A 12,834-nucleotide genomic window follows, 5' to 3' on the forward strand; every position below is an offset into this window, starting at 1 on the left:
CTCAGTTGCTCTTTAATTTCTAGCTTCTTAAACTGAATAGTAAAGATCATATTCCAGCGGATGCACAGCCATGTTCACGGTCTGAGCTTCGGCGCGCTTCAGTTTAACAAAGGCATCCAAAAATTCATCACTGAACACGCCGCCACGAGTTAAGAACTCACGGTCTGCATTTAGGCAATCCAACGCATTGTCCAATGACGTTGCCACGGTTGGAATTTCAGCCGCTTCCTCTGGTGGTAAGTCATACAAGTCTTTATCCATGGCATCGCCCGGATGGATCTTGTTTTGAATGCCGTCTAAGCCCGCCATTAACAGTGCAGAAAAGCACAGATAAGGATTGGCTGCCGGATCCGGGAAACGTGTCTCGATGCGGCGCGCTTTTGGCGAGTTCACCAAAGGAATACGAATGGACGCCGAGCGGTTACGGGCCGAATAAGCCAGCATTACTGGGGCTTCAAAGCCGGGTACCAAACGCTTATAGGAGTTAGTGGAGGGGTTGGTAATGGCGTTTAGCGCACGAGCATGTTTAATGATGCCGCCGATATAGAACAAGGCCATTTCTGAAAGACCGCCGTATAAGTCGCCGGCAAACAGGTTGACGCCGTTTTTGGCCAATGACTGATGTACGTGCATACCAGAGCCGTTATCACCTACAAGTGGCTTAGGCATAAAGGTGGCCGTTTTATTAAAGGCATGGGCCACGTTGTGCACTACGTATTTGTAGATTTGGATCTCATCGGCTTTCAGCGTCAGGCTGTTAAACTTACAGGCAATCTCGTTCTGACCGGCGGTGGCCACTTCATGGTGGTGGGCTTCAACCACTAAGCCCATTTCTTGCATTACTAAGCACATGGCAGAGCGAATATCTTGAGACGAGTCGATAGGAGACACTGGGAAGTAGCCGCCTTTCACGCCAGGACGATGCCCTTTATTGCCGCCCTCGTATTCTGTGCCTGAATTCCATTTGGCTTCAACGTCGTCAACCTTGAAGAAGCTGCCAGACATATCGGTGTGAAAACGCACGTCGTCGAATAAGAAGAACTCTGGCTCTGGGCCAATTAATACCGTATCGGCAATGCCAGTCGCTGTGAGGTATTCTTCGGCGCGGCGCGCAATAGAGCGCGGATCACGGTCGTAGCCGAGCATAGTGCCGGGTTCAAGCACGTCACAACGGATAATAAGTGTGGAATCGTCGGTAAAAGGATCTAAGACCGCAGTGCTAGGGTCGGGCATTAATAACATGTCTGACTCATGAATGGTTTTCCATGCAGCCATAGAGGAACCATCGAACATTTTTCCTTCTTCAAAGAAGTCGTCGTTTACCTGACCGACTGGAAAGCTGATATGCTGTTCCTTACCCTTGATGTCGGTAAAGCGTAAATCGATGAATTTAACATCGTGTTCCTTTATCATGTCCATTACGTTGTCTATTGACGCAGTCTTGTCGATTGACATGGATTTCGATCTCCAAAAATAATCATCTTATGATGTGATGGTGAGTTGAACCGACTCATTCATCCGTTGCCAGCTATAAATGAAACTTAGTGGCACAATTGAGTGCATAATCAGAACAAGCGAAATGTGTGCCACATTGTCAAACCCATAACATTATGTTGTTTACCCATTTTTGGGAGCAACCTAATGTGATTTTATGCACCAAACGGGTGCATGGTGGATCTTTTTAGTGCACTACACTGTGCTAAGGCGCACTCCCATCATGGTGTATTCGGCGTCACTTGGAAAGCGAGCTTAGAGTAATTTTCAATACTTCTAGGTAGATCAGCTGTTGCCGAGTAAAATGACAGACCATTTTTTACCCACTTCGGTATTTTGAGGCAGGAATGTTAGAAAATTTACGTAATATCGCAATCATAGCTCACGTTGACCATGGTAAGACTACTCTGGTAGACAAGCTGTTGCAGCAATCTGGAACCCTAGAGAGCCGCGGCGAAGCAGAAGACCGAGTCATGGACTCCAACGACATAGAGCGGGAGCGCGGCATTACTATTCTTGCCAAGAACACCGCTATTCGTTGGACTTCTCCTACCGACAATCAAGAATACCGCATCAACATAGTAGACACTCCAGGACACGCCGACTTCGGTGGTGAAGTAGAGCGCGTACTGTCTATGGTTGATTCCGTATTGTTGTTGGTTGATGCCCAAGAAGGCCCAATGCCGCAAACGCGCTTTGTAACTCAAAAAGCCTTTGCTCAAGGCCTGAAGCCTATCGTTATCATCAACAAAGTTGATAAGCCAGGCGCTCGTCCTGACTGGGTACTGGACCAAATTTTCGACTTGTTCGATAACTTAGGTGCGACCGACGATCAGCTGGATTTCCAAGTAATTTATGCTTCTGGTATCAACGGTTGGGCTTCCTTAGACGTGGACGCGCCAGAGCCAGACATGACCACGCTGTTCCAAACTGTTGTTGACCAAGTCCCGGTTCCTGATGCGAACCAAGACGGCACCCTGCAGATGCAAATCTCGCAAATCGATTACTCCTCTTATGTAGGCGTTATCGGCATCGGTCGTATCAAGCGCGGTACCGTTAAACCTAACCAGCAGGTCACCGTTATTGGTGCCGATGGCAAGACGCGTAATGGTAAAATCGGCTTGGTAATGGGCTATTTGGGCCTTGCACGCACCGAAGCGAGTGAAGGTACTGCCGGTGACATCATCGCCATTACCGGCTTGGGTGAGCTGAAAATCTCTGACACCGTATGTGCTGTGGGCGCCGTTGAAGCGCTGCCGCCATTGTCTGTAGATGAGCCGACCGTAACCATGACTTTCCAAGTAAACAACTCACCGTTTGCTGGTAAAGATGGTAAGTACGTGACTTCACGTAACATCATGGAGCGTTTGAACTCTGAGCTGGTACACAACGTAGCACTTCGCGTTGAGCAAGGTTCAGATCCAGATAAGTTCCGCGTATCTGGTCGTGGTGAGCTGCACTTAGGCATCTTGATCGAAAACATGCGTCGTGAAGGCTTCGAATTGGCAGTATCTCGCCCAGAAGTTATCTTGAAAACAGAGAACGGCGTCAAAATGGAACCGTTCGAAAACCTGACCGTTGATATCGAAGAAGGTAGCCAAGGCTCCGTAATGGAGAAGCTGGGCGAGCGTAAAGCTGAAATGACCGACATGGTGCCAGACGGTAAGGGTCGCGTGCGTATCGACTTTACTATTCCAGCCCGTGGTTTGATCGGTTTCCAAACCGAATTTATGACCCTGACCTCAGGTTCTGGTTTGATGAACCACAGCTTCGATCATTACGGCCCGCACAAAGGCGGCACCATTGGTGCTCGTACTAACGGCGTATTGATTTCTAACGCGACCGGCAAGGCATCTGCCTACTCATTGTTTAACATTCAGGAACGTGGCCGTTTGTTTATCGACCACGCTACCGAAGTGTACGAAGGCATGGTAATCGGTATTCACAGCCGTGCTAACGACCTGACTGTTAACTGCATTAAGGGTAAGCAGCTGACCAACGTACGTGCTTCTGGTACCGATGAAGCGCTGACGCTGGTTACGCCTATCAAGATGACCCTTGAGCAGTCTCTGGAATTCATCGGTGATGACGAGCTGGTTGAAGTGACGCCAAACTTCTTACGTATTCGTAAGCGCGGTTTGACTGAAAACGAGCGTAAGCGTTCTGGTCGCGATTAATTTCGACTTGTTTTAAGTTAAACTGGTTCAGCTAACGTAAAGGGCGCCTTAAGGGCGCCCTTTTTTATGCCCGAAGGGCAGCGGTACGCCATACGTTGAACGCCGTAAGTTAAAGACAAGCACCGCCCTTTGCAGTCTTACCGAACTTGCGACCGTATCTCGCACTGAAGCTTCAGGCCAAAAACGAGATCCTGATTTTCATCAGGAAGGCGGCTTAAATACAAAAAACACTAAGTTCTGTAGCCCTGCGCGTTAGCTGCAGGTGCTGCGCAGTAGATAGAATAGGGTGTTACGAACAACGTAAAGCGTACGGCGTACCGCGGTCTATTCACATAAACACATATCCGGCTGGCACTCATGATGTTTAATTTGCCACAATAAGAAACATTTACGGAAGAATTGAGGACCTTATGAGTCAAGTTATCGCGCAAATCCGGCATCGGTTGCACTTTATTCGCGATCATGGACTGGAGTTTGGTCGCTTCATGTTGCAGCGTATTCAACATGATCGCCTCCCCGTCACGGCCGGCTATTTAGCCTATATTACTTTGTTGTCTTTAGTGCCCATGCTGGCAGTGGTGTTTGCCATGATGTCGGCCTTTCCTATGTTTTCCGAGTTACGAGAAGTCATTCAGCAGTTCGTGTTTACCAACTTCGTGCCTGCCGCCGGCGACATAGTGCAAGAAAAAATCCAAGACTTTGTCGATAACGCCTCTAAAACGACGGCTATCGGTGTGGCCGCCTTGGCTGTTACTGCCATCTTACTGATTTCGGCTATCGATCAAAACTTCAATTACATCTGGCGGGTGAGTGACAAACGCCGCGCTTCCGTGGCGTTTGCTACTTACTGGATGATACTGACCTTAGGCCCTATTTTGGCTGGCGCCAGCTTAGTGCTGACCTCGTATATTACGACCATAAAACTGTTTAATAACGACTTACTAGGTATAGGATCGCACCTGTTATCTATGCTGCCGTTTATTCTATCGACCACGCTGTTTGTGGTGTTTTACATGGTGGTGCCGAACGTACGAGTGCGTTTTTCCTATGCCATCTGTGGCGCCATAGTGGCGGGTGTGCTGTTTGAAATTGCCAAGCGAGCCTTTGCGTTTTACATAGTGCAGTTCCCGTCTTACGAAGCGATTTATGGCACGCTCGCCACTATTCCCATTATTTTTGTCTGGGTCTATTTAAGCTGGATGGTGGCCTTGTTGGGTGCCGAAATTACCGCCGGGTTAGGCGAATTTGAGCGATTATTAGGTAAGCGTTTTAAAGACGTAAACTCAGAAGCCGCAGCGGCACAGGAGGATTAATGCGCACCTTGTATCCAAGCATAACGCCCTATCAAGAGCAAAGACTCGCGGTGTCAGAGCGCCATACCTTGCATGTGGAAGAGAGCGGCAATCCGTTAGGTATTCCCGTGCTACTGGTGCACGGTGGGCCGGGAGCGGGCACCAGTAGCGAACACAGACGATTTTTTGATCCCGAGTGCTATCGCATTATTTTGTTTGATCAGCGAGGCGCCGGTCGGTCTGAGCCTCATGCAGAATTAGCCGATAACAATACCCAGGCACTGATCGCCGATATGGAACAGATCCGTGTTGCCTTAGGGGTGGAGTCTTGGTTGGTGTTTGGTGGCTCTTGGGGCGCTACCTTAGCGCTGTGTTATGCCATAGAGCACAGCGAGCGAGTGTTAGGACTAGTGTTGCGAGGGCTGTTTTTAGGTCGCCAGCAAGACTTGGATTGGCTGTATCAGCCCGATGGTGGCGCGGCACAAGTTTTTGCCGATTATTATCAAGATTTTCTTAGCCCCCTAGAGGGTGAAACTCGCCACTTACTCAGCCACTATTATCGGCTGCTCACCGGTAGCAATGAGCTCGCCCGTCTTAATGCGGCGCGGGCGTGGGCGATTTGGGAAGGGCGTATTTCTACGCTTTTACCTCGCTCAGACGCGCTAGAGTATTACGGCCAAGCTCGCGATGCCTTGGCGCTGGCGCGCATTGAAAGTCATTATTTTATCAATCAGTGCTTTATCGAAGAAAACCACATTATTCGCCAAGTGGAGAAATTACGCGGTTTGCCTGCGGTATTAATCCACGGTCGCTATGATGTGATTTGTAAGCCAGCTGCCGCCTTTGAATTAGCGCACCATTGGCCTGAGTTAAATCTGCAAATCGTATCTGGATCAGGACATTCGGCCTTTGAACCGAGTAATATAGACGCCCTTATTAAAGCCACGGATCAGATGGCAAGGGAGTTGGCGAAAGTATGATAGCGCTTATTCAGCGAGTGAGTTCGGCGGCCGTTACGGTTGCGAATGAAGCTGTGGAACATGAAGCGGCGGAACATGAAACGGTAGGCGCCATAGGCCCAGGCCTGTTGGTGTTGCTTGGCATCGAAAAAGGTGACGACCAAGCCAAGGCCGACAAACTAGTGCGCAAAGTCTTAGCCTACCGGGTATTTAGTGACGCCGACGACAAGATGAATTTGAACGTGCAGCAAATTGGCGGCAGCTTGTTGGTGGTGTCGCAGTTCACCTTGGCGGCAGATACTAATACCGGCCTTAGACCCAGCTTTTCTAACGGTGCCAGCCATCAAGACGCCGAACACTGGTATCAGTATTTTGTGCAAGCCGCGCGTGCACAAGGCATGAATACTGAAACCGGCCGCTTTGCCGCCAACATGCAAGTGAGCTTGGTCAACGATGGGCCCGTCACCTTTTGGTTGCAGGCGTAATTTTTATCGATCTGAATTCTTAGCGTTTTTATCTTTCGCTTAGGGCTTATGCTGGGCTAGATTTGGCCAGCCAGCTTGGATTTAAGCGCATACCCACATTCATAAATATAGGAGCAGACCATGTATCATGTGGTCACCCCGCAAACGGAAGCGGAACTCGAGGCGTATTATCAGCTGCGTTGGCAATTATTGCGCAAGCCCTGGCAACAGCCTAGAGGCTCAGAGCGCGACGAATTTGATGAATATGCCCACCACAGAATGATGGTCGATAGCCAAGGCAAATTAGTGGCCGTGGGCCGCCTGTATGTAAGTGGCGACGAGGCGCAAATTCGCTTTATGGCGGTGGATGCAGATAACCGCGACCATGGCTTAGGTACGCGTATGGTACAGGCGTTAGAGCAGGTGGCTCGCCAGCAAGGCGTGCGGCGCTTGGTGATGAATGCCCGTGAAGAGGCGGTGTCGTTTTACAGTCGCTGCGGCTTTACCGTCGTCGGCGAAGGCCCCATTAGTTTTGGCAAAATTCCTCATCGGCAGATGATCAAGGCCCTAACCTCTATTCATCAAATTCGCCATTGCCCCGAGTTGTGTGATGCTTTGCAACGCGAGTGGCACAAACGCATCCCGATCACCGAAAAGATGGGCATTAAAATTATCCAATATACCGGCAGTCGGTTTAAGACCAAGGCGAATCTGACCGCCAATCTTAACCTGCATGATTCTATGTTTGCCGGCAGTATTTATAGCCAATGCGTACTCACCGGCTGGGGCTTGATCTGGTTACAAATGCAGGAGTTTGGTCTAACCGGCGACATAGTGCAGGGCAGCGGCGACATTAAATACCATAAGCCAGTATGGAACGAACCCACAGCTGAAGTGCGGGGCCGACTGCGCGAGCAATTATTGCCACTGCAAAGCGGCGAACGCGTCAGTGTGGCGCTGACGGTTACCTTATATAGCGGCGAACAAGCCGCCGCGACGTTTCACGGCCGCTATGTGATTTTGCCGCACTAGCGCCCGAAGCGCAGCATAAAAAAGCCGAGGCAGGATCTGCATCGGCTTATTCAATTTATTAGGCGTGACGCTCGCTAGCTATTACTGCTGGCGGTGGCGTAAAAAGGCCGGAATATCCAGCCCTTCGGGCATGGTTTCTTTATTCAGAGCCGATTCTGTCGCTTCAGGCTTAGCCTGTTGCGTAGGAGCTATGGTGGCTTGTTGCGGTTGTATGCCGGTCGCAATCATAGTGACTTGAATGGTGTCGACCAGATTAGGGTCTAAGCTGATACCAGAAACCACGGTGGCATATTCGCCAACGCACTCTGCAACCTGATCACCAATTTTTTGGAAATCGTCCAAGCCGATATCCATAGAGGCCACCACGTTGAGCAGCACACCACGGGCACGCTCTAATTCGACTCTTTCCAGTAACGGGTTATTTAGCGCCTGCTGGGTGGCGTCTTGTACTTTATTCTCGCCAGTGCCAATGCCAATGCCCATTACCGCCTTACCTTGCTGGCGCATAATAGTACGCACGTCGGCGAAGTCGATATTAATCAGGCCGGTTTGACCTATGATATCGGCTAAGCCCTTAACGGCGTTTTGGATCACTTTACTGCTTTCGGTAAACGCTTGCAGCAAGGGTGTTTTTGAGCCCAATACTTTCAGTAAGTAATCATTAGGTAACACCAAGAGCGCATCCGTATGCTCAGACAAGGCTTTAAGGCCGTCGTCGGCAGCCTTGGCGCGCAATTTACCTTCAAAACCAAAGGGGCGAGTGACGATAGCGACCGTCATTATGCCCAGTTCTCTGGCTGTTTTCGCGACTATAGGTGCCGCACCTGTGCCGGTGCCGCCACCCATACCCGCCGTTATAAAGCACAAATCCGCGCCTTGGAGTTGGGCACGGATTTCCTCAATACTTTCTTCTGCCGCTTGGCGGCCTACTTCTGCTTGCGCACCCGCACCTAGGCCACGGGTTAATAGCTTGCCCAATTGCAGTACATTCACGCGGCTTTGCTGCAGCGCTTTGGCGTCGGTATTCATGGCCACTATGTTGACGCGGTCGGGCAAGGCGCTATCTGCTAATAAATTGACGGTATTACCGCCGCAACCGCCTACACCGATAACGCCTATATTAATGACATCACATTCCGGCTCGGCAGGTTCAAAAAAGAGGTGGTCGCTCATCCGGGACTCCGTGGAAAAACAAAAGGGCTGAATAATCAGCCCTCGGATACAATATTTTACAAATAATATATTAGAAACAATATATCAGTATCGATAGGTTAACTGTTTTTCAATGATTCTGGGGCCAGTATTTCCACTTTTCCTGCCATATCTGTTAACCAGCGGCGAAATTCAGGCGAATCTTTGACTTCAGTTTCCACCATCATGCTCTGCTTGTCGTAACGGGTCAACCTAGGGTTGTTGCCCGGAATAGCCGTTTCAATCATGGCACGATTGGGGTTGGTAATTCGGCCCACAAATTGAATGGTGTCCGCTTCTTCGTGGTAGCCTTTTTCACGTATCAATTTATTGACGCTAAAGTCACGAGGCTGCGTCACAGGGCGACTGGTCAGCTCCACTTCTTTGATGTGCTCAAAAGAAATGCCGTAAACTTTTGGGTCCATATCAGACACTGTGCACAACAGCATGGTGCCGTCTTTACGTGCCACTATACCTAATGGATTCACTTGCTCGTAACGTAGCCACACGGTACGGCCTTTGATCACGCGGCGAATTTCGGCGCTAAATTTACGGCCACGCCACAGTGCATCACGAATAGTGGTCGCACGGCGAATTTCTGGGCTGCCGGCAAAGGGTTTAGGCAAGCTAACTACGTTTTCTACCCAGCGACTCGCCAGCTCGCTTTGGCTGTCTTTGATCACCTGATTGGCTTTATCAATAATAGGGTTTAGTTCGTTCAGCACACTGGCTGGCAGCAAATCAGCGGCCTGATCATTCCAGGTCTTAAGCGCCATCGCTAAGCCCAATGGCATAAAGTTAGCAAAGTCATTTAAGCCATTGCGTTCGAAGCACCAGCCGTGAGGTTTGCTGCGATCATCTGAGGTGAGATCAAACAGGCCCATGCCGGACATTTCTTCTAAGTCACGCTGTACGGTACGCAGACTTACCTGAATACCTTCTTCCTCTAACTTTTCTTGCAGCTGGCGCGCGGTCAGCTTATACGGACGGTATGGAACACAGCGCGCCAGGGTCAATTGTCTTAATAGCTTCTTACTCATGGTGATGCCCTCTTGCTTGGTATGATTCTATCCTAGTTTGAGGGTGTGACAACTTCTGTCGCAGCCTTTGTCGTCTAGAGTGTCGCTATTTTTCTACAACTTGGATTTTGTGGTCTGTTCCTGACGCGCATTAGTACTGGCTATGAGTGGTGTTATTAATATATAAGTAATTGAAATTAAAGTATCTTATTGGGATAATTATGAAAAAAATCATAATTTTTGTGCTGTTTTTTAGTGTGTTTGGTAGCGCACCAACCGTGTTTGCTGCGGCTTTAGCGTCAGAAAATAAACCGTTTTTAGCCAGTAGCGACACAATACATCAGCACTTATCTTCGCTTGCGACAGCCAATACCCAAGCCAAAATGGTCAATCTTGGCTATTCGGCCGGCGGTCGATCTATAGACGCGCTGCTGTTTTCCAATTCGCCGACCTTCTTAAGCAAGCCCTTGGCCCAAGCCGACAAAGTGACCGTAATGCTCTTAGGCGCACAACATGGCAATGAGCCTGCGGGCGCTGAGGCATTGTTACAATTAGCAAGTGAGCTGGCGGGCGGTCAGCATGAGGCGTTATTAGCGCGTCTTAATTTAGTGCTGGTGGTGCTGGCTAACCCTGATGGCCGTGATTTAGGGTCGCGCTATAACGCCGCTAAAGACAATACCAATATCGATTATGTGGCGCTGCAGGCTGGCGAAACGCAATTGTTGGTGGAGGCTTTGCAGCATTTTGATCCCGATGTGGTGTACGACGCCCATGAGTCGGGTATTTGGAAGCGCATTTTAACCAAAGAACAAGGCTGGATGACGGATGTAGAAGCCCAGTTTGATATGGGCAATAACCCCAATATAGATGCCAGCTTGCGCCAGTATACGGAGCTGCATTTATTGCCGACGTTGATTGAGCGGGTATCAAAGGCGGGTTTGCCGGCCAGTCGTTATCGCGGCGAAATCACTCGGCTTGGGCAAAGCGTCGCGCGCGGCGGTTTAGGTATTACTAATCTGCGTAACTATGCGGCGCTACAAGGGCGAGTGTCGATCTTGGTGGAAAATCGCTTAGACAATAAGCAAGGTGCTTATGCCACGCCGCGCAATATTGGTGAACGTACCCGTAAGCAACACTTAAGTATGCTGACTATGTTGCAGTTGGTGAGTGATGAAGCTGAATCCTTGTTGACCGTAGCACGCGCGGCACGCCAAGAGTGGCATTCTGGCGCTAATGGCGAGCAAGTGTTGGCCATGAAGGTAGGTTTTGACGTGAATCCCAATCAGCCGGTCGTCGAATTACCGCTGGTGCGCTTGGCTGATGGCCATCAAGCGTTACATAGCTTTGCTAATCACGAGGCCATAGTCCGCCAAGATCTGGTCGCCTTACCGGCAGCGTATGCGGTTACGCGTGAACGCGAGCGTATGGCTCGCTGGCTGACGCTGCATAATATCGATTTTATAACGCTGGCCGAGCCGAGCACGCTATTGGCTGCGCGCATTACTATCACTGAGTTAGCTCGCTTGCCTAAATCTCGGGTCGGAGTGCGAGAGAAAATCCAAGCTAAGGTAAAGGTAATTAAAACCGAAGCACATTTGCAGCCGGGTGACCTACTCGTACCCATGAGCCAGCCATTAGCGCCGTTGGCGGCGTTAATGTTGGATCCGCGCTCAGTAAATGCCGTGTACCAAGAACAGAACTGGGATTGGCTGGCGCTGGGTGAGTTTCCAGTCTTCCCTGTGCTTGAGTCCGAAATGACGTCTGCGGCCATACATCAGCCATAAAAAAACCGCCTTGCGTTGGCACGCGAGGCGGTTTAAAAGCGAACTCATTTAAGGCTGAGTTATAGCAGTATGCCTTACAGCGCCAGCCAAGATAGCGGCGACTTGCTGACGGCTGCGCCATAGATGTAGGCAAAAATCGCAATCGAGGCAAAGGTGGCGATCAAACGCTGATTGCGCGTCTTGCCGCGCTTGATAGCGATGGTGCCCACGACGATATACAGCACTAAGCCAATCACCTTGGCGGTGAGCCAAGGGCTGTTATCAAACGGGATCTGCTTACTTAACACCGCCAGCCATACGCCCATTGCCAGCAACAGGGTATCGATAATGTGGGGCAATATTTTTAGCAGCTTACTCTTGATGCGTTCTGGGGCGGGCAATGCCAGCCAAGCGCGCAGCATAAAGAGGGTAATACTGAGTAGCGCAAACATCATGTGCGCATGCTTAATGGCCACGTAAGGCATAATAACTCCAAGAAAGACGAACGAGACAACCATGATAGCAGGAACCGCTTTTGTGGTAGTGTGAAATACTGCTCTGCATCAAGGCGGTACGTTAAAAGCAGCGTTAAGTTAGCGGCCACCACACTCTTTAATTAGGAAAATACCCTTATTATGCTGAAAACTCTCATTTATGGCGGTTTTGCCGCACTATTGACCGGTCCGGTATTCGCCGCCTCGCTGACCGTTTACAAGTCTCCCACTTGTGGTTGCTGTGAAGATTGGGTTAGTCATATGCAAGAGTCGGGCTTTGAAGTAACAGTGATTGACCACGAGAATATGCAACCTATTAAACAGCGGGTCGGCGTAAAGCCAGAGCTGGCTTCTTGCCATACCGCTTTGATTGATGGCTACGTGATTGAAGGCCATGTGCCGGCTGCGGACGTGCGTCAGTTATTAGAACAAAAGTCCGCCGTGCGCGGTTTGACCATTCCCGGTATGCCACAAAGTGCACCCGGCATGGACATACCCGGTACGCCTTATGAAGTATTGAGTTTTGATAACGTCGGCAATACCCAGGTATTTAAGCGTTATCCTGGCTAGTTATTGGGTTGTTTTTGGGGTGTGGTGTTGGTGAGCGCTATCCGGTTCGAAAGCAATAAAGCGCGAGCCTTGAAAGACCAAGACACCGGTTTGCTCGGGCAGCAATTGTTCATAAAGAAGCCGGCTAACCTGAAACTCTTTTTCATCCGCCCCGGCTAGAGGCCGAAAAGTAACATAATAATTGACTCGGGGTGGTGGCGGCTCGGTTTGTTGTTGAGGGGGTAAGCCCATAAATTCCCGAGTCTGCTTAGCGGCGATTAATACCGGCAGGCTGTGCTGCGTTTGGGCATCATTAAAAAAATGCCCGCTCAAGCGCCGCCCCAGTACTAAGATGGCAATGAAAATAATTACCCAAAACACCAGTTTGCTCATCGCATTC

12 protein-coding genes are annotated in these 12,834 nt (G+C 49.9%); 7 read left to right on the forward strand and 5 right to left on the reverse strand.

What is annotated here, in order from left to right; translation table 11 throughout:
* Positions 1-27: 27 nt before the first annotated feature.
* Positions 28-1,455 carry a glutamate--ammonia ligase gene (gene glnA / locus ACEN2G_RS04220; protein ID WP_442020219.1) on the reverse strand — a complete coding sequence of 476 codons (1,428 nt, stop codon included), beginning with the start codon at positions 1,453-1,455 and terminating at the stop codon, positions 28-30.
* 386 nt (positions 1,456-1,841) lie between these two features.
* Here glnA and typA point away from each other — a divergent pair, with 386 nt between their 5' ends.
* The 5 genes from typA to ACEN2G_RS04245 all read left to right on the forward strand — a co-directional run bounded on the left by typA (position 1,842) and on the right by ACEN2G_RS04245 (position 7,418).
* Positions 1,842-3,671 (forward strand): translational GTPase TypA, encoded by a 1,830-nt coding sequence (typA, locus tag ACEN2G_RS04225; RefSeq protein WP_442020220.1) that lies wholly within the window; start codon positions 1,842-1,844, stop codon positions 3,669-3,671.
* 410 nt (positions 3,672-4,081) lie between these two features.
* Entirely contained in the window at positions 4,082-4,984 is a 903-nt protein-coding gene (locus ACEN2G_RS04230; protein ID WP_442020221.1) for a virulence factor BrkB family protein, read from the forward strand.
* Entirely contained in the window at positions 4,984-5,943 is a 960-nt protein-coding gene (gene pip / locus ACEN2G_RS04235; protein WP_442020222.1) for a prolyl aminopeptidase, read from the forward strand. The genes ACEN2G_RS04230 and pip overlap by 1 nt, the downstream gene beginning before the upstream one ends.
* On the forward strand, positions 5,940-6,407 hold the full coding sequence (gene dtd / locus ACEN2G_RS04240) for a D-aminoacyl-tRNA deacylase (protein WP_442020223.1): 468 nt from the start codon (positions 5,940-5,942) through the stop codon (positions 6,405-6,407). The genes pip and dtd overlap by 4 nt, the downstream gene beginning before the upstream one ends.
* A gap of 120 nt (positions 6,408-6,527) precedes the next feature.
* Positions 6,528-7,418, forward strand: a complete 891-nt coding sequence (locus ACEN2G_RS04245) for a bifunctional GNAT family N-acetyltransferase/hotdog fold thioesterase (RefSeq protein ID WP_442020224.1) — start codon at positions 6,528-6,530, stop codon at positions 7,416-7,418.
* Positions 7,419-7,499: 81 nt separating this feature from the next.
* Here ACEN2G_RS04245 and ftsZ read toward each other — a convergent pair whose 3' ends face one another.
* Both ftsZ and ACEN2G_RS04255 read right to left on the reverse strand, forming a co-directional pair.
* Positions 7,500-8,591: a cell division protein FtsZ gene (gene ftsZ, locus ACEN2G_RS04250; protein WP_442020225.1), complete on the reverse strand. Its 1,092-nt coding sequence runs from the start codon at positions 8,589-8,591 to the stop codon at positions 7,500-7,502.
* 98 nt (positions 8,592-8,689) lie between these two features.
* A complete protein-coding gene (locus tag ACEN2G_RS04255) occupies positions 8,690-9,649 on the reverse strand; it encodes a helix-turn-helix transcriptional regulator (protein WP_442020226.1) in 960 nt (319 codons plus the stop codon).
* Positions 9,650-9,849: 200 nt separating this feature from the next.
* Here ACEN2G_RS04255 and ACEN2G_RS04260 point away from each other — a divergent pair, with 200 nt between their 5' ends.
* The gene (locus ACEN2G_RS04260) at positions 9,850-11,412 is read left to right on the forward strand and encodes a M14 family zinc carboxypeptidase (protein WP_442020227.1); all 1,563 of its coding nucleotides are present in this window, start codon (positions 9,850-9,852) and stop codon (positions 11,410-11,412) included.
* A gap of 74 nt (positions 11,413-11,486) precedes the next feature.
* Here ACEN2G_RS04260 and ACEN2G_RS04265 read toward each other — a convergent pair whose 3' ends face one another.
* The gene (locus ACEN2G_RS04265; RefSeq protein WP_442020228.1) at positions 11,487-11,876 is read right to left on the reverse strand and encodes a SirB2 family protein; all 390 of its coding nucleotides are present in this window, start codon (positions 11,874-11,876) and stop codon (positions 11,487-11,489) included.
* Between the two features lie 150 nt (positions 11,877-12,026).
* On the opposite strand from ACEN2G_RS04265, the gene ACEN2G_RS04270 reads away from it, so the two are divergent.
* Positions 12,027-12,455: a DUF411 domain-containing protein gene (locus ACEN2G_RS04270; RefSeq protein WP_442020229.1), complete on the forward strand. Its 429-nt coding sequence runs from the start codon at positions 12,027-12,029 to the stop codon at positions 12,453-12,455.
* On the opposite strand, the gene ACEN2G_RS04275 is transcribed toward ACEN2G_RS04270, so the two are convergent.
* Positions 12,456-12,827 (reverse strand): DUF2500 domain-containing protein, encoded by a 372-nt coding sequence (locus ACEN2G_RS04275; protein WP_442020230.1) that lies wholly within the window; start codon positions 12,825-12,827, stop codon positions 12,456-12,458. It abuts the gene before it with no gap.
* Positions 12,828-12,834: the final 7 nt, after the last annotated feature.

Origin of the sequence: Oceanisphaera sp. W20_SRM_FM3 (assembly GCF_052119705.1) — a bacterium.
In the GTDB taxonomy this organism is placed as follows: Bacteria; Pseudomonadota; Gammaproteobacteria; order Enterobacterales; family Aeromonadaceae; genus Oceanimonas.

What these genes read in the sequence shown, in the direction of transcription:
- glnA (WP_442020219.1), bottom strand. Translation starts at nt 1,455, where the DNA reads ATGTCAATCGACAAGACTGCGTCAATAGACAACGTAATGGACATGATA.
- typA (WP_442020220.1), top strand. Translation starts at nt 1,842, where the DNA reads ATGTTAGAAAATTTACGTAATATCGCAATCATAGCTCACGTTGACCAT.
- ACEN2G_RS04230 (WP_442020221.1), top strand. Translation starts at nt 4,082, where the DNA reads ATGAGTCAAGTTATCGCGCAAATCCGGCATCGGTTGCACTTTATTCGC.
- pip (WP_442020222.1), top strand. Translation starts at nt 4,984, where the DNA reads ATGCGCACCTTGTATCCAAGCATAACGCCCTATCAAGAGCAAAGACTC.
- dtd (WP_442020223.1), top strand. Translation starts at nt 5,940, where the DNA reads ATGATAGCGCTTATTCAGCGAGTGAGTTCGGCGGCCGTTACGGTTGCG.
- ACEN2G_RS04245 (WP_442020224.1), top strand. Translation starts at nt 6,528, where the DNA reads ATGTATCATGTGGTCACCCCGCAAACGGAAGCGGAACTCGAGGCGTAT.
- ftsZ (WP_442020225.1), bottom strand. Translation starts at nt 8,591, where the DNA reads ATGAGCGACCACCTCTTTTTTGAACCTGCCGAGCCGGAATGTGATGTC.
- ACEN2G_RS04255 (WP_442020226.1), bottom strand. Translation starts at nt 9,649, where the DNA reads ATGAGTAAGAAGCTATTAAGACAATTGACCCTGGCGCGCTGTGTTCCA.
- ACEN2G_RS04260 (WP_442020227.1), top strand. Translation starts at nt 9,850, where the DNA reads ATGAAAAAAATCATAATTTTTGTGCTGTTTTTTAGTGTGTTTGGTAGC.
- ACEN2G_RS04265 (WP_442020228.1), bottom strand. Translation starts at nt 11,876, where the DNA reads ATGCCTTACGTGGCCATTAAGCATGCGCACATGATGTTTGCGCTACTC.
- ACEN2G_RS04270 (WP_442020229.1), top strand. Translation starts at nt 12,027, where the DNA reads ATGCTGAAAACTCTCATTTATGGCGGTTTTGCCGCACTATTGACCGGT.
- ACEN2G_RS04275 (WP_442020230.1), bottom strand. Translation starts at nt 12,827, where the DNA reads ATGAGCAAACTGGTGTTTTGGGTAATTATTTTCATTGCCATCTTAGTA.